Here is a 21,615-nt window from a genome sequence, read left to right as displayed (position 1 = left end):
GGCTAGATGCCGCGAACGACGCGGAAGCCCACCCGCGCATTAGTCATATCCGAATCCGAGGACGAACGCCATGCGGCCCGCGCCTGCGCCGGGGAGCTGGCCCAGGAGCCGCCGCGCACCACCCGCGACCGGCAGCCGGGATTGAACCACGCCGCGCCATCGGCCGGTGCGCGGCGATAGCTGGCATGCCAGCAGTCGCCTACCCATTCGCTGGTGTTGCCGCCCAGGTCCTTCAGGCCGAACGCATTGGCGCGGAAGCGCCCCACCGGCGCCGGCCCCCAGTAACCGTCGCCGTAGCCGACGAAGGCGTTGCTCCACGTGCGCCCGCTGGGCGAGGTGTCGTTGCCGCCGGTCAGGTTGCCGAACCCGCGCGGGGGCTGGCCGTTGCCCCACGGATAGCGGCCCTGTTCGCCGGCGCGCAGCGCGTATTCGTACTCGGCTTCGCTGGGCAGGCGGTAGCTGTGTCCGGTCTGTCCGGCCAGCCACTCGGCATAGGCTTCGGCGTCGTACACGCTGACGTGCAGCACCGGCATGTCGTCGGTGGCGCGCAGGCCCGCATAGTCGGATTGCCAGTCCACGCCGCTGCGGCGCACGAAGTTGCCGCTGCGCTCGTCGTAGACGATCGAATGCCCGCGGCGCGTGGCGCGCGGGCGGTACTGCGTGGCTTCGACGAAGCGACGGAACTCGCCCACCGTCACGGCGTGCCGTGCCATCGCGAAACCACGGTCGAAGCGCACGTAGTGTGCCGGCTTCTCGGCATCGGCCGCGCCGTTCTCTTCCGCGGCGGCCCCCATCAGGAAGCCGCCATGCGGCACCACCACCATTTCCGGGCCACGCCCCCCGTAGTGGAGCCCGTCGGTGAAGGCCTGGCCGGGGCGGAACTGGCCATAGTGCGTGGCCAGATCGATACGCAAGCGGAAGTCGGCGGCCACGCGGTTGCCCGGCTCGGCGATGCGCAACACCTCGGCCAGCTTGATGCGCGCATCCTTCAGGCCGATCGGCGTGGCCATGTCGCGCACGCCAGCGTCGCGCAACTCGACGATGCGGGCCAGACGGACGGCCTCCACGCGCACGCGTGCGTCGGCCACGGTCTGCGCGTCCTCGCGGACCTTCGACGCGTGCTCCAGCCAACGCAGTGCGGTGGTGAAATCGCTGGCCAGCGCTGCATCCTCGGCATGCCGGACCATCGCACTCTCGACCGCGGCCACGCCCTGCGTGGCGCGTGGCTGGCCGGGCTTCCATTTGAGCACTTCGCGGAAGCCGGCCAGTGCTCCGCCGCCGGCCTCCCCCAGCCGGCCTTCGCGCAGGGCGCGTTCGCTGGCGAGGTTGAGCCGCGTGAGCTGGTCGGCCTCATCCACCTTCGCCAGATACGCGGCGACCGCGGCATCGCCCGGCGCCACCGTCCGCGCCACGGCGGCGATCTGGCGCGCACGGCGCAACGACTCGGTCCGGTCCTCGGCGTGCCGCAGCGCCTGTGCGCCCTGCTCCAGCAGGCGGTCCAGGCTTCGGCCAAGGCCGTTCTTCGCGCGCGTGTCGGCGGCATCGAGCCGCAGCAGCGCGAGATAGAGCGGGATCGCATCCTCGGGCCCGTCGAACAGGCGTCCCTCGGACAAGGCTTCCGCGGCGCGCTGGTGCGCTTCGGCGGTGCCCTCCGGCGCCAGCGCAACCGGGGGCGGACGCCAGTTCAATTCATCGACGGCGCTGTCGTCGCCGCTGACGGTGACGCTGGGCATGCGGATCGCATCGGCACCGTCGTCCGCGCCGTCCGGGTTCGCGGCATCGCGCGAACAACCGGCGAGCCACGGCAGCGACAACAACAAGGCGGCGAGGATCGCGCGCAAACACCCTCCGTGATGGGAGCCTCCGGCCCCCATGAGAGAATGCCGGCCGACATGACCGGCAGACGTTACCGGCTGAACCGGGACCTTAGGTTATTGTCGCCTGACTGAGCAAACGACGCATCACGTGGAGAAGACGTGCCCCACTGGATCAATACCCCCGCCGCGCTGGATGCGCACCTGCAGCGCCGGCCCACACGGATCGGCCTGGACACCGAATTCGTCCGCGAGCGCACCTACTGGCCCCAGCTCGCGCTGGTGCAGATCGCGCTGGAGGACGACGTGCTGCTGGTCGACCCGCTGGCCCCGGGCATGACCGAGGCCTTGCGGCCATGGCTGCTCGATCCTTCGATCACCAAGGTGATGCATAGCGCGAGCGAGGACCTGGTGGCATTCAAGGTCGCCTGCAACGCACTGCCTTCACCCCTGTTCGATACGCAGATCGCCGCGGCCATCGCGGGCGTCGCCGCCGGCATCGGCTACCAGAAGCTGGTGGAGCGCGTCACCGGCATCGCGCTGCCCAAGGGCGAGACGCGCTCTGACTGGTTGCGTCGTCCGCTGAGTGAATCGCAGCTTCACTATGCCGCCGACGACGTGCGCTACCTCTTCGCCGTGCACGATTTCCTCCAGGCCGAACTGGCGGCGACAGGCCGCCAGGGGTGGGTGGAAGAGGACTGCGCGCGTTTCGTCGACAACGCGGCGCACGATGAGGGCGAACGCTGGCCGCACCTGTCGATGCGCAGCGCGCAGTTCCTCGACGTCGAGGCGCAACGCCGCCTGGTGCGCCTGCTGCGCTGGCGCGAGACGCAGGCCCGCACCAGCGACAAGCCGCGCAGCTGGATCCTCGACAACGAACTGGCGGTCGCCCTGGCGCGCACCCCGCCCATCGACAAGGCCGCGTTGCTGCGCCTGTTCGACACCCAGCCCAAGGCCCCGCGCAAGCTGGCCGACGCCGTCTGGCAGGCGCTCTCCACGGCGCTGGACGACGAAGCCTCGATGCCGGTGGCGCGCAACGCCACCGACGACGACAAGGCGCAGGTCAAGCGCCTGCAGGACGCCGTGTCCGCGCGCAGCCAGGAACTCGGCCTGCCCGACGGCGTGCTGGCCTCGCGCCGCTACCTGGAAGCCCTCCAGGAGTCCGGCCAGTGGCCCGCCGCGCTGTCCGGCTGGCGGCGGCAGGAGCTGGCGCCGGCGCTGGACCCCATCCTCGACCGGTCAGGCTTGGCACCCGCGCCCGCCACGGGCTAGAATGGCGCCGCTCTTGTGGGGCCATAGCTCAGCTGGGAGAGCGCGTCGTTCGCATCGACGAGGTCAGGAGTTCGATCCTCCTTGGCTCCACCATCCAACACGAAAGGCCAGGCGAATGCCTGGCCTTTTTTGTTGCCTGCGTCCTGCCTGCAAGGCTCCTCCGACCAATAAAAAGCCCGCCGACTAGATGCCGGCGGGCCGGGAGAGCGAGATGTTGCGCGATCAGAACTTGTAGCTGACGCCCAGCAGGTAGCTGCGGCCCCACTCGACGTACTCGAGCGGACGGTCCTTGGTGCCGGCGTAGGTCTGGTAGGCCTCGTTGGTCAGGTTGCTGGCCTGGAACAGCACGCTCAGGCCGCCCAGCGCATGCCCCTCCGGGAACGAGTAGCTGACCTGCGCGTCGGTGATGTTCTCGCCGACGACGTAACGCAGCGTGCGGTTGCCGTTGAAGTTGCCGATCTCGCCGATGAAGTCGGAACGACGACGCTGGTTGACGCGCGCCTCGAAGCCGTTCTTCTCGAAGTACACCGTCAGGTTGTAGACGCGCTCGGACAGGCCCGGCAGGTCGATGTCGCCGGCGCCGACGCTGGACGCGCTTTCCGGATCGCGGATCTGGATGTTGCTGTCGTTGAAGGTGGCGCTGGCCACCACGCCGAAGCCCTGCAGCGCCTCGCTGAACATGTCGAACGGCAACGACGCCGTCAGTTCCAGGCCCTGCAGCGTGCCGCCCTCGCCGTTCACCGGCCGCGAGTAGCTGCCGATCGGATTGACGTCGACGCCCGGGTTGCTCGCATTCGGCGGGATGTCGGGCGTATAGGCGGACAGGTCGTAGAACGGATCGGTCTGGGTGTAGATGTAGGTCTGCAGGTCCTTGTAGAAGTACGCCGCCGCCACGTAGGCCCGGGTGCCGAAGTACTTCTCGTAGGAGATATCGAACGCGTAGGCGCGCCACGGATCCAGCAGCGGATTGCCGCCGCTGGCGTAGCTATTGCGCAGGCCGGTACCGTTGGTCGGATCCGGACCATCGGACGCGGTGACTTCCAGCGAAGCGCGCAACTGGTCGACGCGCGGACGCGCCACCTGCTTGGCCAGCGCGACGCGCAGGGACTGGTCGTTCTCGAAGCCGAACGCCAGGTTCATGCTCGGCAGCACGTCGGTGAACGTCTTGCCCATGTGGATGGGCTGGGTATCGGACCCACCGCTAAGGCGGACGGCATCGGATGACTGGTCGACGCGCTGTACCTGCACGCCGGCGTTGCCTCGCACGCTCACGCCACCCCATTCGGTGTCGATGTTGCCGCGCACGTAGGCGGTGCTGGTCTTCTCGCGCACGTCCCACGCCTTGGCGATCAGATACGGGAACGCGTCGCCGCTCGGCTCGAACGTCATGTAGCGGGCCACCGCACCGGGCACGTTCCAGGACGGAATGTAGCCGACGCCGGCGAAGCTGAGGTCGACGGGGCGGTACTGCAGGTCCGACGCGATGGTCGTGTCGCCTTGCGGGCCGAGGTTGATGTTGGCTTCGGGCTGGCGCTTGTTCTTCTCGCGGTCGGCGTAGTTCAGGCCGACGTCGATGTCCGACATCCACGACAGGAAGGCCGGCGCCGGGAAGGAGGCCGCCAGCTTGCCCGTACGCAGTTCGTCGACCACGTTCGGCACCTTGCCGTAACCCGAGCCGTAGATGGTGCTGGTCAGGTACAGCGAATCCGGATTCGAGTAGTCGCGGCCGGGATTGATCTGCGAGAAGCCGTTGTTGCGGATCTGGAGCTGCAGCGTGTCGAACTGCTGCGGCGACGGCAGCAACTGCGTGTTGTTCTCGAGGTTCAGCTCGTCACGCTTGGCGCGCGACCAACCGATGTCGGCGATGATGCGTGCCTGGCCGGCGGTGAATTCGTTGTTCCAGCCGAACGCGTTGATCTCGTCTTCGCGCTTGTTGTACATGCCGCGTACCAGCGGATAGACGTTGCCGACCGTGCCCCCGGTGAAGGTATTGCTGCCGTTGATGCTCGGATTGGTGACGTCCAGCCGGATCGCGCCATTCGTGCCGTTGTAGTCGCCGATGTGGACTTCGAGCTGGTTGGCCGTGTCGACCTGTTCGGCTTCCGAATGGAACAGGTCCAGGGTGCTGGTCCAGGCGTTGGACGGGCGGAACTGCAGCGTCGCCATCACGCCATCGCGCTTGCTTTCGCCGGTACGGCGCAGTGCCTTGATGCCGTCGGAATAGAACGTGCCGGCCGGCACGCCCGGACGCCAGTTGTCGCCGATCGCCTGCCACGGTTCGTACAGGCCGACCTGGTTTTCCTGGATCGGCGTGGTGGTGTGCGAGTAGCCGATAGAGAAGCCGAACGTGCGCGCTTCGTTCTGGGTGATGTAGCTGGCGTTGATGCGCTCGCCGTAAGCGGAGGAGTCCGCCGCGGCACCCAGCGCGTTGCGCTGGCCGCGCACGCCCACCGTGCCGACCGGCGCATCGAAGCTCAGCGGACGCACGGTCTGCATGTCGATCGTGCCGGACAGGCCCTGGCCGATGAGGCCGGCGTCGGGCGTCTTGTAGACCGTGACGCCGGCGACCAGTTCGGACGGATACTGGTCGAACTCGACGCTGCGGTTGTCGCCCGTGCTGACCATCTCGCGACCATTGAGCGTCGTGGTGGAGAAATCCGGCGACAGGCCGCGCACGCTGATCACCTGCGCACGGCCGGCAACACGCTGCGCCGCCAGGCCAGGCAGGCGACCGATGGATTCACCGATGCTGACATCCGGCAGCTTGCCGATGTCTTCGGCGGATACCGCTTCGACGATGGAGGTGGAATCGCGCTTGACCGAGATGGCGCTCTCGATGCCGCGGCGGATGCCGGTGACGACGACGGTGTCGAGTTCGGTCGCGTCGGTCTGGTTCTGGTCAGCCGGCGTGTCGGCCGTCTGGGCCTGGACGCCGGTCGCGGTGAGCGCGATGGCGGACGCCAACGCCGCGCTCAGCAGGTTGCGCTTGAAATGCATGTTCCCCTCTCCAAGGACGTTGTATGCGATGAACCGGGTGCGTCGCATGCTGCGATCGCCCGGGTCTGCCATGCCAGGGCACGCGCCCCGGAATGTGCGGCCATGGTAGTGGCGTGCGCGGCCGCACAAATCGGCCTGCATACGTATTCATGCATATTTCCGCGAACCGCCGTAACACGCATTCCATACGGAAAAACAGGCATTGGAACGGCATCCGCATCATGTCCGCGCCCGGTTCATGAACGCCGCATCGTGGCGGCGGAACATGGCGCCTTCGATCGGCGCGCACGGCCTCCAACACGCGGTCGGAGGCAGGGTGTCAGGCGATGTTGGCGAAGTACACGCCACGCGCCGGCAGCGACAGCGTCCCGCCCTCGCGCGTCGCACGCTGCAGGCCATGGCCTTCCAGCGCCTCGGCGACGATGCCGTCCGGCAACGGCCATTGCACCGGCCGGGCGGACAGGTTGAACACCACCAGGATGCGTTGACCTTCTTCTTCACGCACGAAGGCGAGCACGGGTTCGGATGCATCGAGGAAGCGGATGCTGCCGCTGCGCAACGCGGGTTGCGTGCGCCGCCATGCGAGGAATCCGCGCACCAGATTGAGAACGGACGAAGGATCGGCGTCCTGGTTCGCCACGTTGATGGCGCGGTGCTCTGCCGGAATCGGCAGCCACGGCTGACCGCGACTGAAGCCGGCCTGCGCCTCGTCGTTCCAGGGCATCGGCGTGCGACAGCCATCGCGGCCCTTGAAGTTCGGCCAGAACGTCTTGCCGTAGGGATCCTGCAGCGCTTCGTACGGCACGTCGGCCTCTGGCAGGCCCAGCTCTTCGCCCTGGTACAGGCAGACGGAACCGCGCAGCGAACACACCAGCGCCACCAGTTGCGCCGCGAGTGCGGGCGATGCATCGCCGTCGCCCCAGCGCGTCACCGCGCGCTGCACGTCGTGGTTGGACACCGCCCAGCAGGGCCAGCCTTCCGCCATCGCCGCCTCCAGTCGTTCGACCGTCGTGCGGATGTAGGTCGCGCTGCCGTCCTCGGTCAGCAGTTCGAAGCTGTAGCCCATGTGCAGGCGCTGGTCGGTCACGTACTCGGCAGTGGTCGCCAAGGAATCCTCGGATGAGATCTCGCCGAGTGCGGCCGCGTCCGGGTACTGGTCCAGCAGCTCACGCAGGCGCTCGAGGAAGACGACGTTCTCCGGCTGCGTGTTGTTGTGGTAGTGGTACTGGTAGGCGTAGGGATTGTCGGGACTGAAGCCGCGACCGACGCGCTTTTCCTTCGGCTTGGGCGGATTGTCGCGCAGCTGCGCGTCGTGGAAGCAGAAGTTGATCGCATCCAGCCGCAGGCCATCCACGCCGCGGTCCAGCCAGAACTGCACGTTGTCCAGCGTGGCCTGCTGCACGGCCGGGTTGTGGAAATTCAGGTCGGGCTGGCTGGCGAGGAAGTTGTGCAGGTAGTACTGCTCGCGGCGCGGCTCCCAGCGCCAGGCGACGCCGCCGAACAGCGACATCCAGTTGTTGGGCGGCGTGCCGTCTTCCTTCGCATCGGCCCACACGTACCAGTCGGCCTTCGGGTTGTCGCGGCTCTCGCGGCTTTCCTTGAACCATGCATGGTCGACCGAGCAGTGGCTGAGCACCTGGTCGATCATCACCTTGACGCCCAGCGAGTGCGCCTTGGACAGCAGGCGGTCGAAGTCGGCCAGCGTGCCGAACAGCGGGTCGACGTCGCGGTAGTCGGCGATGTCGTAGCCGAAGTCGGCCATCGGCGACTTGAAGAACGGCGAGATCCAGATGGCATCCACGCCCAGGCCAGCGATGTAGTCGAGCTTCTCGACGATGCCCGGCAGGTCGCCTACTCCGTCCCCGTTGGTGTCCAGGAAGCTGCGGGGATAGATCTGGTAGATCACCGCGCCCCGCCACCAATTGTTCTTCGTCATCGATGCACCCGTCGCAATGCGTAACGCACCCCTCCGGTGCGCTCGGCGGGCGCCACTATTCCACGACGCCTCGGGATACGCGCAGGCCGGTCGTCATCGGCGCGCATGAATACGTATGCAGGTGGCGGCAGGACGAATCGAGGCGGTAACCGCCCGACGATGCGCGTGCCATGCGTGCTCATCCCCGAAACGCAAGCGCACCAACGGTTTCCATAGCGACCGCACGCGGCGGAGGCATGCGGCGATGCGGACGTCGCTGCACAAAGGTTGTTTGCGGTGCAGCATGGAATCATGCGCGCATGTCGGCAAGATGCCGCCACGCCCGCCGACGTGCGCGCGCCCTTCGTTCGTCCGCATCGCACTGCCAGGGAATCCGAATGACCGCCAAGCCCCGCCTGTCTTTCTGGCAGATATGGAACATGTCGTTCGGCTTCCTCGGCATCCAGTTCGGCTTCGCGCTCCAGGGCGGTTTCATGTCGCGCATCTTCCAGACACTGGGCGCGGAAAAGGACGCGCTGCCGCTGCTGTGGATCGCGGCACCGTTGACCGGCCTGCTGGTGCAGCCGGTGATCGGCTACTTCAGCGACCGCACCTGGCATCCGCTGCTCGGCCGCCGCCGTCCCTACTTCCTCGCTGGCGCGATCCTGAGTTCGATTGCCCTGGTCTTCATGCCGCACTCGCCTACGCTGTGGATGGCCGCCGGTTTGTTGTGGGTGCTCGACGCCAGCATCAACATCAGCATGGAACCGTTCCGTGCGCTGGTGGCCGACAAGCTGCCGGAAGAACAGCGTTCGTATGGCTTCGTCCTGCAGACCCTGATCATCGGCATCGGCACCTGGGTCGCCAGCAACCTGCCGTGGTTCATCGCCCAGCTCGGCGTCTCCAACGAGGCCGGTCCGGGCGTGGTGCCGCCCTCGGTGAAGATCGCCTTCGCCATCGGCGCGTTCGTCTTCATGGCCAGCATTCTGGCGACCATCCTCACCACGCGCGAGTACCCGCCCGAGGACATGGAGCGATTCCGCGCCGAGAAGAAGGCGCAAGGCAACGTCATCAACGAGATCGTCCAGCACGTCATCCACATGCCCGCGCAGATGCTGCGGCTGGGCGTGGTGCAGTTCTTCAGCTGGCTGGCGTTCTTCGCGATGTGGAGCATGGCCACGCCCGGCCTGACCGAGCACGTGTTCAAGGCACCGGCGCCCGATCCTGCCCTCTTCGACATGGCCGTGCCGGCGCAGGCGACGGCCTTTACGAGTGCGAATGCGGCCTTCCAGAACGCGGCCGACCTGGTCGGTTCCTACATGGGCTACTACGGCCTGTCGTCGATGCTGGTCGCGCTGCTGCTGAGCTTCTACGCCGCCCGCCTGCCGCTCAACCGCAAGGCGGTGCATGCCGGATCGCTGGTGCTGGGCGGCATCGGTTTCCTGTCGATGTGGTTCGTGCCGAACCCGTCCTGGCTGATCGGCTCGTTCGCCCTGGTCGGCGTGGCGTGGGCCAGCATCCTGTCGATGCCGTATGCCCTGCTGTCCAGCCATGTGCCGGCGGAGAAGATGGGCATCTACATGGGCATCTTCAACATGTTCATCGTGATCCCGCAGATCGTCGCCGCGACGCTGCTGGGACCTGCGCTGCGCAGTTTCTTCGGCAACGAAGCGATCTTTGCGCTGGTCATCAGCGGCATCAGCCTGCTGCTGGCCGCGGTCGCGTTGCTGGGCGTCCGCGAAGCGTCCGTTTCCTCTTCTTCCGTTTTTCCCCAGGTGCATTGATGCGTCCCTCCACGTCCCGTCCACTCGCCGCCGCGTTGACGGCCCTGCTGTGCATGCCTGCGACTGCGCTGGCGGTCGTCCCCGTCGACGAGTTCTACGGCACCACCGAGCCTTTCGCGAAGGAAGCGGTGTACTTCGTGCTGACCGACCGCTTCGTCAACGGCGATCCGTCGAACGACCATCGCGACCAGGGTGGCAAGAATCCGACCTTCGACCGCCCCACCCCAGGCGCACCGGCTGGCCAGACCGACAACGTCGGCTACCTCGGGGGCGACTTCAAGGGCGTGCTTGACAATGCCGGCTACATCCGCGACCTCGGCTTCACCTCGGTGTGGGTCACGCCGATCATCGACAACCCGGACGAAGCCTTCACCGGTGGCGAAGAAGTGAAGTGGGCCGGCATGTTCACCGACCGCGGCAAGACCGGCTACCACGGCTACTGGGGCATCAACTTCTACAAGCTGGATGAGCACCTGCCCAGCGACGGCCTGGATTTCGCCGGCTTCACCCGCGGCATGAAGGAACAGAAGCTGGACGTGGTGCTGGACATCGTCGGCAACCATGGTTCACCCGCCTACTCGATGCCGAAGATGCAGCCGCAGTACGGCAAGATCTGGGACAAGGACGGCAAGCTGATCGCCGACCACCAGAACCTGGACCCGGACAAGCTCGACCCGCGCCGCAAGCCGATGCACGCGTTCTACAACACCGGCGGCGGACTGGCGCAGCTGTCCGACTTCAACGAGAACAACCCGGCGGTGATGGACTACCTGGTCGGCGCCTACGAGCAGTGGATCGACCAGGGCGCGGCCGCGTTCCGCGTGGATACCATCGCGTGGATGCCGCATGCGTTCTGGAAGGAATTCGCCGACCGCATCCGCGCCAAGAAGCCGGGCTTCTTCATGTTCGGCGAAAACTTCAATTACGACGCGGCCAGCATCGCTGGCCACACGTGGACGCGCAACGGCAGCTACAGCGTGCTGGACTTCCCGCTGAAGGCGAAGCTCACGGAGGTGTTCGAGAAGCCGGGCACCAGCTACGAGGAGCTTGGCAAGGCGCTGTACCTGGAGGACGGTCCGTACGCCAACCCGTACGACCTGATGACCTTCTACGACAACCACGATATGGCGCGGATGAAAGCGACCGACGCGGGCTTCACCGATGCGCACAACTGGCTGTTCACCGCCCGCGGCATCCCGGTCATCTACTACGGTTCGGAGACCGGCTTCGAGCGTGGTCATGCCGAGCATGCGGGCAACCGCAACTACTTCGGCCAGGAACGCATCGACGCCGCACCGCAAAGCCCGATCTTCGCCCCGCTGAAGCGCATCGCCACCCTGCGTCGCGACACGCCGGCACTTCAGCGCGGCCTGCAGCTCAATGTCCGCCTGAAGGGCGACCAGGCCATCTTCTATCGCGTGCTGCAGCACGAGGGCGTCACCCAGACCGCACTGGTGCTGCTGAACAAGGGCGACGCGCCCGCCAAACTGTCGGTGTCCGAATACCTGGAAGCCGGCACCTGGCGAGATGCCTTCACCGGCAAGACCCAGCGCGTGCGCAATCGCCTGCAGGCGGACGTGCCGGCGCACGGCGTGCGCGTGTTCCTGTTCGAGCAGCCGCTGACGCGCGAGGACACGCGCGCGCGTCTGGCGGACCTGATGGCCCGCAAGAAGACCGACCCGCAGTAGGTCTTCAGGCGTTGCCCGGCAACGCCCACACGCTGTTGGATTCTCCGACGCGGGCACGCTGGCGCGACACGCGCGCCAGCCAGGCGAAGCCGGCCGCCATCGCCAGGGCACCCGCATCGATCGCGAACAGCGCGGTATGGCCGGCCGCCGCGCTCTGCCAGAACCACGCACCGGTCATGGCGCCGTGCGCCACCGGCACCAGCGCGGTGACCACGGCGGCCGCGCCGAGCAGTTCCACGGCGGCGCGGATCGGCGGGCGCCACGCAGCCCAGGCCAGGCAGGCCGCCCAGGTACCGAAACACGCGACATTGATGCCGGTCGCGACGTCGACGCCCCACACGGTGCTTTTCGCTTCCAGCACCTGCGACGCCACGAACGCCGCCGAAATGGCGACGCAGACGCCGATGCAGAAACCGACCGTCGCCTTGGCCATCCAGACCTGCGCGGTGCCCTGCTCCGCCTGCCGCTTCCTGCGGCGCGATTCGATCCACAGCAGGTTGCCGGAATAGAAGAGGAATGCGCCACCGACGCCGAGCAGGAAGTAGAGCCATTGCACCCAGGCGCTGCCGTACTCGCCGAAATGCAACAGGTAGGCGATCGACAGCGTGGCGTGGTTGGCGTCGCGGCTGCCCGGCAACTGGCTGGCGATCAGTTCGCCCGTATTTGCGTTCAGGGCCACGGCGCCCAACGCGCCCAGTGTGCGGGGCGCCTCGCCGGTGATCTCGACCACGGCATGGGCGTCGCCGGCGTTCGTGAGCTTCAGGTAGACGGGTTCGAACGCGTCCAGCCCACGCTGCTTCGCTTCTTGCTGAGCGCGCGCATGCCACATCGCCAGGCCGCCCAGCGGTTCCGACTTGCCGGCGGCGGCGACCTGCGGTGCGGTGTCCAGCGCGGCCGGCATCGCCTCCATCAGTTTGCCGCCGTAGATCAGCGGGTTGAGCGCCAGCGCGACGACCATCGCCAGGCACAGCAGTGCGCCGGTGGCGGCGAACATCACGTGCATCGGCAGGCCGAGCACACCGATGAGATTGTGCGCGTCCTGCCAGAACCGCTTGAGGTTGCGCCCCGGCCGCAGCGCGAACAGGTCCTCCACCAGCTTGGGCAGGTGGATCACGATGCCGGACACCAGCGCCACACCATACAGCAGGCTGACGATACCCATCAGATAGATGCCCGCCACCGGGATGCCCAGCGAGTAGTGCAATGCGTTGACCAGTTCGGCCAGCGCCGCCGCGGGCGGTTCGGTGCTGCCGGCCAGGTCGTCCGGCGTTGCGTAGTACCAGGTGCCCTTGGCATCCGGCCAGTAGACGAGCGGCTGCGCCGACTCTTCGCCCGGGAACATCATGCCCACCCAGGTGCGCGCAGCGGGATGGCGCTCCAGTGTTTCATCGAGCAGGTGTTGGGCGTCATCCAGCGTGCCGACGGGCTGCTCGACGGCATGCGGCGATTGCCAGACCATCAGATCGTGGTGGAAGACGGTGATCGCACCCGCATAGAAGGCGACGAACAGCGCGAAGCCGGCTACCAGACCCACCCAGGTATGCAGGGTGGTGAAGGTGCGCAGCGTGGAAGACTTCAGTTTCAACGACTCACTCCTACTGCACCCAGTCCAGATGGCGCAGCAGCGCCAACGCCGCCAGCCCCAGCACCGATGCCAGGCTGTAGATCACCCAGGCGCGCGCGCCGCTGCGGAACTGGAAGCCCGCGCAGAACACGCCTACCCACACCGGGAAGAACACCAGACCACCGGCCACCAGCGTGGATTGCCACGGCCCCGGCAGCAGCCAACTGACCAGGCCGACGATGGCGGCCGACAGGAAGAATCCGGGCACGATACCGGCCAGCGCACGCGCCCACATCAGCCATCACCCCGCGCGGCGTGTTCGACCCGCATGCCGGCGATGTAGGGCAATGCCATCATCGCGAACATCCAGGTGCCCAGCATGGCGCAGACGCCGGCGCCGGCGCCGAGTGTGTGGATCCAGAGCGCCAGCGACGCGACCGCCAGCAGCACGCCGGCCCACGTGCCGGCACGCCCCAGGCGGCGCCACGCATCCCAACGGCAATGGCGTGAGCCGGCATACAGGCCCGCCGCCGAGAGCACGGCGGCGAGGACGGCGGCCACGATAGACAGTGAAGGCATGGCAATGGCTGGCCGGCGACTATCGGTGGCTTACCACTGGTACCGCGCCGTCGCGGAGACCGAACGCTCATAGCCGTAGTAGCACCAGTACACGGCATTGCACGCACTGATGTACTCCTTGTCGCCGACGTTCTGCACGTTCAACTGGAAGCGCCAGTTGGAGAAGTCGTAATGCACGGCCGCGTCGAACAGCGTATACGACGGCGTTTCCCACAGGTTCGGCGCATCGCCGTAGTGCTTGCCCGTATAGCGTACGCCGGCACCGAAACCCAGCCCGGACAGCGCACCGCTGGTGATGGTGTAGTCGCCGCCAGCCGACGCCGAGTGCTTGCGCTGCAATGCGATCTGCTTGCCCAGCGTCGCCAGGTCGTTGCTCTTGGTCACTTCCGAATCGATGTAGGCATACGCACCGTAGACGCTCAGGCCGCGGCCGATGTTCCAGCGACCCTCGAGTTCCACGCCGCGCACCTTGGTTTCGCCCTGCTGGATCTGGAACAGCGGATGGGTCGGATCCGGGTCGATGGTCAGCGTGTTCTCCTGCGTCACCTCGTACAGCGCCAGGGTGGCCAGCACCTTGCCGTTGGCGGGCTGGTACTTCAGGCCGGCTTCGATCTGCTCACCGGTTGTCGGCTCGAACGCGCGACCGAAGAAGTCCGCACCCATGGTGGGCTGGAACGACTGCGACCAGCCCACATACGGGGCCAGGCCATTGTCGAACACGTAGTTCACGCCGACGCGCGCGGAGAACTTGTCATCGCTCTGGTGGCCACCATTCGTGTCCGTGCCCACCCAATCCTGCCGTCCACCCACGGTGAACACCCAGCGATCCAGCTTGATCTGGTCCTGCACGTAGAGGCCCAGTTGCTTCTGCGTCTGGCGGGTACTGGCGGTGGTGACGGGATCGAAGGTCGGCGCCAGATTCGGCATGGAACCGTACACCGGGTTGTAGGCGTCCAGGCCCGTGGCGGCGAACACGAAATTGGAGTCGTAGCTCCACTTCCCGCGGCGGTAATCCAGGCCGGCCAGCAGTGTGTGTTCGGCGCGGCCCGTGCTGAATTTCCATTGCAGGTTGTTGTCCAGACCGAAGGTCTTCTCGTCTTCACGGGTGGACCACAGGTAACGGGACAGGGTGCGCTGGTCGGGAAGCAGGCCGAACGTGCCGACGGTGATGCTGGGTTCGACTTCCGAATCCATCAGGCGTGCGCTCTGGTTGAACGCCACGCCGCCACCGAAGTCGTGGCGGAACTCGTAGCCCAGCGACTTCAGCGTTTTTACGTAGTCGTTCGCGTTCGGCTCGCCCGTGTAGAGGCTTGGGTTGATCCGGCCGTTCGGGTTCGGCAGCAAGGTGCCCGCTGCAGGCAGGAAACCGGCGCCCGCCTTGGTGTCGGCCTTCTGGTAACGCGCCAGTACCGTCAGTTCGTTGGCTTCGTCCGGCTTCCAGGTAATGGCCGGCGCAACGTAGTAGCGATCGTCGTGGATGTAGTCGACCGGCGTATCGCTGTTGCGACCCAGCGCCGTCAGGCGGTACAGCAGCGTGCCGCTCTCGTTGAGCTTGCCACCGAAGTCGACCGCAACCTGCCGCAGGTCGTCGCTGCCCACCTGCACTTCCACTTCGCGCAGCGTGTCTTCGGTGGGACGCTTGCTCACGTAGTTGACCAGACCACCGGGAGGCATGGCACCGTAGTTCACGGAAGCCGGCCCCTTCAGGACCTCGATCTGCTCCAGGCCATAAGGTTCGATGCGGGTGATGCCGGTACCCGAGCCTTCCGGCAGCGCAAGGCCATCCATGTAGCGCGCCGGCGTGAAGCCGCGCACCAGCAGCCAGTCGCTGCGGCTGTCGCTGCCGTAAGCGCCGCCCTGGGCGCCGGCGGTGAACCACACCGCTTCTTCGACACCGTGGATGCCGCGATCCTGCATGTGGCGCGAGGTGACCACGGAAATCGACTGTGGGATCTCCTTGAGCGACGTCGCGGTCTTGGTGGCGGTGCCGGTGTCCTTCGGAATCGGCGCCTGCACCTGGACAGCGTCCAGCGTGGCGGCGTCATCGGAAGCGGTCTGGGCCAGTGCGAGGCCGGGTGTCGCCAGCGCAACGGCAATGGCGAGACTGAGGGAACGGAAGGACGTGGTGCGGGTCATGGGGACGGCTCGGAGACGGCCGGTGCCCGTGTCGCCGCCTACCGGTCGACATCAGGCCGCGGGCAATGCCCGGCGCCAGCCAGAATAAGAATCATTCTTATTTTATGGCCGGCAGCCCTGTTCAGGCAATCACTTCAGCGCCGTGGAACCTCGCAGGGCCAGCCGGACCGGGATGGTCTGGCTCTCGGCCGGCTCCCCGTCGATGAGGGCCAGCAGGCTCTCCACCAGCAGCGCACCCGCCCGCTTGGTGTCCTGCTGCACGGTCGACAGACCCGGGTTGACGAAACTTGCCAGCGGAATGTCGTCGAAACCGGCCACCGCCACGTCCTCCGGCACCCGCAAGCCGCGATCCAGCAACGCCTTCATGGCGCCGACCGCGATCAGGTCGCTGGCACCGAACACCGCATCGAAGGCCACACCTCTCGCCAGCAGCTCGCAGGCGGCCTCCTGCCCGGACTGTTCGGTCGTGATGGCATCGACCTGCAGCGCCGGATCCGTCTGTAACCCGGCCGCCTCCAGCGCCTGGCGATGTCCGAGGTAGCGCTCGAAGAACTCGGGATAGTGGTTCGACGCATGCCCCAGGAAGGCGATGCGGCGACGGCCCTGCGCCAGCAGGTGCCCGGTGATGTCGTGGCCGCCCTGGGTGTTGTCGCAGCCGATCGATACGCCCGGCGTGCCCGGCTGCACCGCGCCCCAGCGGACGAAGTGCGTGCCCTGCTCGACCAGCCGCTCCAGCCGGCCACGCGATTCCAGGTAGTCGCCGTAGCCCAGCAGGATGATGCCGTCGGCCTTCTTGCTGTCCTCGTAGTCCGCCTGCCAGTCGTTGGACAGCTGCTGGAACGAGATCAGCAGGTCGTAGCCCCGCAATGCACAGGCACGGGTGATGCTGCCCAGCATCGACAGGAAGAACGGATTGATCGCCGACTCGTCGGGCGTCGGGTCTTCGAAGAACAGCAGCGCGAGCGTGCCGGAATGCTGACGGCGCAGGTTGGAGGCGTTCTTGTCGACCTTGTAGTTCAACTGTTCTGCGATGGCGAGGATGCGCTTGCGCGTCTCCTCGTTGACCATCGGGCTGCCACGCAAGGCACGCGACACGGTCGGCTGCGACACGCCGGCCAGATGGGCGATGTCCAGCGAAGTGGCCTTTCCCTTGATGGGCGCAATCACGGATGGTGTCGACGACGAAAGGCAGGAGCTCCGATGATGACACGCCGCCTGCAGCGGTTCGACCCCGGCGCAGCGGCGTAACCGGTTACAGCCCTCTCAGCTGACAGATGTCCGCGCCGCACCATGCAACTGCACGCCATCCGCGTCGGTGATGCTGACCGAGACCTCGACGCCGTGGCGCACGCTCTCGGTCACCACGCAGAAATTCTCGAACTGGGCCAGGATCCGCTCCAGCGACGCATGCGCGGTGCCCGCCTCGGCCAGCTGGATGTCGGCGTGGATATGCCCCACGCGCAGCCGCCCCTGCTCGTTGCGCACCAGGTCCGCAGTCGCCTGCGTGACCAGCTTGCCGGGCGTGTTCTTGAACTTGCGCAGCGCGAACAGCAGGCTGGCCGACAGGCAGTTGGCGACCGCCGACAGCAGCAGGCGGGTGGGATTCGGCCCCTCGCCCTTGCCCAGCGGGGCCGGCTCGTCGGTCAGCAGGTCGGCGATGGTGGTCTCGTCGAAACGGATGCGGAAGGCGTAGTCGTCTTCCTGTTCGAGTGTCAGGCGGATGGTCTGCGTGTCGCTCATGGCGATTCCCTGGCTGGTCCCGACGCCATCATCGCATCGCGCGGCGGCAGCGGCTTGGCTTTACGTGCGAGGACGTAGAATGCCGGTCGACATCGTAGCCGGAGGCCTCATGGCCATCCCTGCCCTGCACGCCTGGTTCGACGAGGCCACCAACACCATCACCTACGTGGTCTGGGACCCGTCCACCCGCCATGCGGCGATCATCGACCCGGTACTGGATTACGACCACCGGTCCGGCCGCGCATCGCATCGGTCAGCCGACGCAATCCTGGGTTTCGTTGCCGACCATGATCTGTCGGTGCAGTGGATACTGGAAACACATGCGCACGCCGATCACCTCAGCGCCGCGCCCTACCTGAAGGAGAAGACCGGCGCGCCGATCGGCATCGGCGAACGCATCACCGAGGTACAGCGCACCTTCGCGCCGGTGTTCGGGCTGGACGATGTCAGCGGCGACGGCCGCGAGTTCGACCGCCTGTTCCGCGACGGCGACGTGTTTCCGCTGGGCGGCCTGCAGGTGGAAGTGCTGCATACGCCCGGTCATACGCCGGCCTGCGTGTCCTATCGCATCGGCGAGGCCGCGTTCGTCGGCGACACGCTGTTCATGCCCGACTACGGCACCGCACGCGCGGATTTCCCCGGCGGCGACGCACGCACGCTGTACCGCTCGATCCAGAAGCTCCTGGCCCTGCCCCCGCAGACCACGTTGTACCTGTGCCACGACTACAAGGCACCGGGACGCGACCACTATGCGTGGGAGACCACGGTCGCCGACGAGAAGGCGCGCAACGTGCACGTGGGAGGGGGCGTGGACGAGGACAGCTTCGTGGCGATGCGCGAGGCGCGCGATGCGACGCTGTCCGCGCCGACGCTGCTGCTGCCCTCGCTGCAGGTCAACATCCGCGCCGGCCGACTGCCCGAAAGCGAAGCCAACGGCCGGCGCTACCTGAAGATCCCGCTGAAGCTCTGAAGGTGGTTCAACCGCCCGCCGCGGAGGCGACGGGATGGGCCGCGACTCCATTGCCGCAATCCGCCCCGAGCAGGCGCGACTGCTTCAGCCAGGCAGGGTCGGGGTAATACGCGAACAGGAACGAACCGCCGCGGATGCTGTCGATCAACGGCTGCGCCACCGCTGCGCGTACCGCCGGACAGCCCAGACTGCGGCCAAGTCGCCCCTGCGCGCTGACCAGCGCCTCGCTGACATAGGGTGCGCCATGAATGACGATCGCGCGTTCGCGCGCCTTGTCGTTGAAGCCCGGCTCCAGGCCCTGCAGTCGCAGCGAATAGCCGTTGGCGCCGCGATAGGATTCCTGGGTGACGAAGGCGCCGAGGCTCGACATGTAGCTGCCGGTGGCATTGGAGAAGCGCGTCGCCAGGTTTTCGCCGGTATTGCGCCCGTGCGCGACCCGCTCTTCGAACAGCAGCCGCGCGCCTTCCAGGTCGAACACCCATAGACGTGGCTGCGTCGACGGCAACGAATAATCGATCACGCTGAGCCGGCGCATCGGCACGGGCTCGCCGCGACGGATCGAACACGTCATCGCGTGTGCCGCCATGGACAGCACCTTGCGGTCGAGCGATGGCGCGGCGCGATGCAGGCGCTCGACCAGCGGTTCGGATGATCCCGGCGAGGCGGATCCGGCACGCACCGTGCCGACGAACGCCAGTCCGGCGATGGCAAGAGACAGCGGCAGCGTGAGGAATCGACTCATGACAGCGTTCGGGTATCGACAGAGAAACGCCGGCGTCCCGATTCCATCCGCAAGGCTCAGCGCACGCCCGTTATGGGGTTGGCTTCGTCCGATTCCAAGACCGGCACGGACGGCTGGTCACCCGGGGTTGCGCGCACGCCCGGCAGGTCGGACAGCAGCACCGTGGTACCGGGCGTCAGCACGCCGTACAGGCGACGGGCGAAATCCTGCGGAATCCAGAACGAATCTCCCAGCGCACGCAGCGGCGGCATCGGCGCGCCGGCCTCGCCCAGCACGCGGTGCGCGACCCAGCGATGTTCCTTCTGCTGCGGATCGAGCAGGCTCGGGATGTCTTCCATCTCGGTGGTCATCACCAGCAGCACGGTGCCGTTGAGCGCGAAGTCGCGCACCATCTGCAACGGCGCGGCGCCGATCAGTACGCCGTTGCGCAGCACCGATACGCGCTGGTCGTACAGGCTGACCAGGATGCTGACCGGGCCTTCGGGCGACGCCGCCTCGTTCCAGTAGACCTCGTAGGTCGACAGGTCCGGATGCGCCGCCTGCCCGCCGGCCGTCACCGGCGCGAGCACCGCCGGATGCACCAGGCTGGCCGGCGACGCCTTCGCGTTCGCCACCACCACCGAATCGCCGAAGCGGGTGATGCCGAACAGCTTTTCGGCGAACGCCTGCGGCAGACGGACGCAGCCATGCGAGGCGGGATAACCCGGCAGGTGACCGCCGTGCAGCGCGATGCCGTCCCAGGTCAGCCGCTGCATGTACGGCATCGGCGCGTTGTTATAGAGGTTCGACCGGTGGTCCTTGTTCTTCTGCAGGATGGTGAACACGCCGGTCGGGGTGTCCTTGCCCGCCTTGCCCGAGCTGATCGTCGACACGCCGATGGCGATGCCGTTGCGGTAGACGTAGGCACGCTGCTCGTCGAGGCTGACTACCAGCACCACCGGCCCCTCCGGCGCGATCTGAGGATACCAGAGGTAGTCCCCGGGCTTCAGCGCTCGCACATCGGGCGGCGACACACCTGCCGCGGTCTGAGCACGGATTGCAGGCGCCAGCGCCAGCAGGATCGAAAGGGCGAGTGTGGGCAGTAGGCGTGTCATCGGCGCAGCTTACAGGCCGGTGAGAACCACGCGCCGCAACGCGTCGTAGTCGTTGGGAACGGGCTCGGCATGGGCGGGCCGCGCGAGCAGGTCGGCGAGCGCGGGCGGAACATCAATTTCGCGACCGACCAGCGGCTCCACCACACTCTCGAACTTGGCCGGATGCGCCGTGGATGCCACGGCCCAGTCACCGGCCTCGCCCTGCACACGCAAATCTTCCAGCACCTTCACCGCCGTCGCCGTGTGCGGGCAATGCACTTCACCATGGTCGCGGTTGCGCCGCGCGATCACGTCGCGGATCGTGGCGTCGTCGACGCTGGCCGAGGTGAACGCCGCACGCAGCGCCGCATCATCGCCGGCATAAAGCCAGCGCAGGCGCTCGAAGTTGCTGGGCGCGCCCACATCCATCGCATTGGCCAGCGTGGCCACGCTGGCAGCCGGTGCGTAGTCGCCCCCGGCGAAAAAATCGGGCAACACCCGGTTCGCATTCGTCGCCAACACGATGCGGCCCAGCGGCACGCCGAGCGCGCGCGCCAGGATCGCCGCCATGGCGTTGCCCAGGTTGCCGGTGGGAATGACGAAGTCCAGCACGCGGCCGGTCGTGGCGTGGTGCGTCAGCGCCGCATGCGCGTAGTAGCTCATCTGCGGCAGCAGGCGTCCCAGGCTGATGCTGTTGGCCGAGCTCAACGGCGCCTGCGCCTGCAGCTCGACGTCATTCAGGGCCTGCTTCACCAGCGCCTGGCAGTCGTCGAACGAACCGGCCACCCGCAGGGCGGTGATGTTGTCGCCAAAGCACCCCAGTTGATGCGCTTGCCGCGGCGACACGCGACCGTCCGGGTACAGCACGACCACGCGCAACCCGGGCTGGCGATGGAAAGCCGCCGCCACCGCCGCACCGGTGTCGCCGGACGTCGCCACCAGGATCGTCAGCGGCTTCGCTTCGTTGCGACGCAGTCGCGCCATGGTGCCGGCGAGGAAACGCGCGCCGAAGTCCTTGAACGCCGCCGTCGGACCATGGAACAGCTCCAGCACGTGATCGCCAGGCGTACCCAGCGGACGCAACGGCACCGGGAAGTCGAACGCCTCGCGGCAGATCGCCGGCAGTTCGGCCGCCAGCGCATCGCCGGCGAAGAACGGTGCCAGCAGCGTCGCGGCCGTGTCGGCGACATCACGACCGGCCACGAGCGTGCGCGGCGTCGGCAGCGCTTCGGGTACGTACAGGCCGCCATCGGGCGCCAGGCCGGCGGCGATGGCCTGGCTGAGCGTGGCGGCGGGAGCGGCGTTGCGGGTGGAGATGAAGTTCATGGTCTGCCGTCGGGA

General features: G+C 67.1%; 16 protein-coding genes and 1 tRNA gene. 5 read left to right on the top strand and 12 right to left on the bottom strand.

Going from position 1 to position 21,615, the window contains the following annotated elements; genetic code table 11:
• Positions 1–2: 2 nt before the first annotated feature.
• The gene (locus tag ACSQ1W_RS05345; RefSeq protein WP_436042079.1) at positions 3–1,874 is read right to left on the bottom strand and encodes a formylglycine-generating enzyme family protein; all 1,872 of its coding nucleotides are present in this window, start codon (positions 1,872–1,874) and stop codon (positions 3–5) included.
• Positions 1,875–1,976: 102 nt separating this feature from the next.
• Here ACSQ1W_RS05345 and rnd point away from each other — a divergent pair, with 102 nt between their 5' ends.
• Positions 1,977–3,086, top strand: coding sequence for a ribonuclease D (gene rnd, locus ACSQ1W_RS05340; RefSeq protein WP_436042078.1), 1,110 nt, complete (start codon positions 1,977–1,979; stop codon positions 3,084–3,086).
• A gap of 17 nt (positions 3,087–3,103) precedes the next feature.
• Positions 3,104–3,179: transfer RNA gene (locus tag ACSQ1W_RS05335), tRNA-Ala, on the top strand.
• Between the two features lie 129 nt (positions 3,180–3,308).
• Here ACSQ1W_RS05335 and ACSQ1W_RS05330 read toward each other — a convergent pair.
• Entirely contained in the window at positions 3,309–6,083 is a 2,775-nt protein-coding gene (locus ACSQ1W_RS05330; protein ID WP_436042077.1) for a TonB-dependent receptor, read from the bottom strand.
• Between the two features lie 319 nt (positions 6,084–6,402).
• On the bottom strand, positions 6,403–8,019 hold the full coding sequence (locus ACSQ1W_RS05325; RefSeq protein WP_436042076.1) for an alpha-glucosidase family protein: 1,617 nt from the start codon (positions 8,017–8,019) through the stop codon (positions 6,403–6,405).
• Positions 8,020–8,396: 377 nt separating this feature from the next.
• On the opposite strand from ACSQ1W_RS05325, the gene ACSQ1W_RS05320 reads away from it, so the two are divergent.
• Both ACSQ1W_RS05320 and ACSQ1W_RS05315 read left to right on the top strand, forming a co-directional pair.
• A complete protein-coding gene (locus ACSQ1W_RS05320; protein WP_436042074.1) occupies positions 8,397–9,782 on the top strand; it encodes an MFS transporter in 1,386 nt (461 codons plus the stop codon).
• A 68-nt stretch (positions 9,783–9,850) separates the two neighbouring features.
• Complete coding sequence (locus ACSQ1W_RS05315; protein ID WP_436046107.1) at positions 9,851–11,470, top strand: alpha-amylase family glycosyl hydrolase; 1,620 nt, start codon at positions 9,851–9,853, stop codon at positions 11,468–11,470.
• Between the two features lie 4 nt (positions 11,471–11,474).
• Here ACSQ1W_RS05315 and ACSQ1W_RS05310 read toward each other — a convergent pair whose 3' ends face one another.
• The 6 genes from ACSQ1W_RS05310 to ACSQ1W_RS05285 form a co-directional block, all read right to left on the bottom strand.
• A complete protein-coding gene (locus ACSQ1W_RS05310) occupies positions 11,475–13,055 on the bottom strand; it encodes a PepSY-associated TM helix domain-containing protein (protein WP_436042073.1) in 1,581 nt (526 codons plus the stop codon).
• A gap of 10 nt (positions 13,056–13,065) precedes the next feature.
• Positions 13,066–13,329 (bottom strand): hypothetical protein, encoded by a 264-nt coding sequence (locus tag ACSQ1W_RS05305; RefSeq protein WP_436042071.1) that lies wholly within the window; start codon positions 13,327–13,329, stop codon positions 13,066–13,068.
• The gene (locus tag ACSQ1W_RS05300) at positions 13,329–13,613 is read right to left on the bottom strand and encodes a hypothetical protein (protein WP_436042070.1); all 285 of its coding nucleotides are present in this window, start codon (positions 13,611–13,613) and stop codon (positions 13,329–13,331) included. The genes ACSQ1W_RS05305 and ACSQ1W_RS05300 overlap by 1 nt, the downstream gene beginning before the upstream one ends.
• Positions 13,614–13,643: 30 nt before the next feature.
• A complete protein-coding gene (locus ACSQ1W_RS05295) occupies positions 13,644–15,749 on the bottom strand; it encodes a TonB-dependent siderophore receptor (protein ID WP_436042069.1) in 2,106 nt (701 codons plus the stop codon).
• Positions 15,750–15,878: 129 nt separating this feature from the next.
• Positions 15,879–16,913 carry a LacI family DNA-binding transcriptional regulator gene (locus tag ACSQ1W_RS05290; protein WP_436046105.1) on the bottom strand — a complete coding sequence of 345 codons (1,035 nt, stop codon included), beginning with the start codon at positions 16,911–16,913 and terminating at the stop codon, positions 15,879–15,881.
• A gap of 99 nt (positions 16,914–17,012) precedes the next feature.
• Positions 17,013–17,489 carry an OsmC family protein gene (locus ACSQ1W_RS05285; protein ID WP_436042068.1) on the bottom strand — a complete coding sequence of 159 codons (477 nt, stop codon included), beginning with the start codon at positions 17,487–17,489 and terminating at the stop codon, positions 17,013–17,015.
• Positions 17,490–17,598: 109 nt separating this feature from the next.
• Between ACSQ1W_RS05285 and ACSQ1W_RS05280 the strand changes: the two genes are divergently transcribed.
• Positions 17,599–18,459: an MBL fold metallo-hydrolase gene (locus ACSQ1W_RS05280; protein WP_436042067.1), complete on the top strand. Its 861-nt coding sequence runs from the start codon at positions 17,599–17,601 to the stop codon at positions 18,457–18,459.
• A 7-nt stretch (positions 18,460–18,466) separates the two neighbouring features.
• On the opposite strand, the gene ACSQ1W_RS05275 is transcribed toward ACSQ1W_RS05280, so the two are convergent.
• Genes ACSQ1W_RS05275 through thrC form a run of 3 tightly spaced genes read right to left on the bottom strand, consistent with a single transcriptional unit; the run spans position 18,467 to position 21,600 of the window.
• A complete protein-coding gene (locus ACSQ1W_RS05275) occupies positions 18,467–19,201 on the bottom strand; it encodes a murein L,D-transpeptidase catalytic domain family protein (RefSeq protein ID WP_436042066.1) in 735 nt (244 codons plus the stop codon).
• 56 nt (positions 19,202–19,257) lie between these two features.
• Complete coding sequence (locus tag ACSQ1W_RS05270) at positions 19,258–20,295, bottom strand: L,D-transpeptidase (RefSeq protein WP_436042065.1); 1,038 nt, start codon at positions 20,293–20,295, stop codon at positions 19,258–19,260.
• Between the two features lie 9 nt (positions 20,296–20,304).
• Positions 20,305–21,600 carry a threonine synthase gene (gene thrC / locus ACSQ1W_RS05265; RefSeq protein WP_436042064.1) on the bottom strand — a complete coding sequence of 432 codons (1,296 nt, stop codon included), beginning with the start codon at positions 21,598–21,600 and terminating at the stop codon, positions 20,305–20,307.
• Between the last annotated feature and the right edge of the window lie 15 nt (positions 21,601–21,615).

The organism is Pseudoxanthomonas sp. LjRoot143, from assembly GCF_964252945.1.
Lineage (GTDB): Bacteria > Pseudomonadota > Gammaproteobacteria > Xanthomonadales > Xanthomonadaceae > Pseudoxanthomonas_A.
Note: the sequence above shows the minus strand (reverse complement) of the source record. Positions and strands in the feature narration are given on the sequence as shown.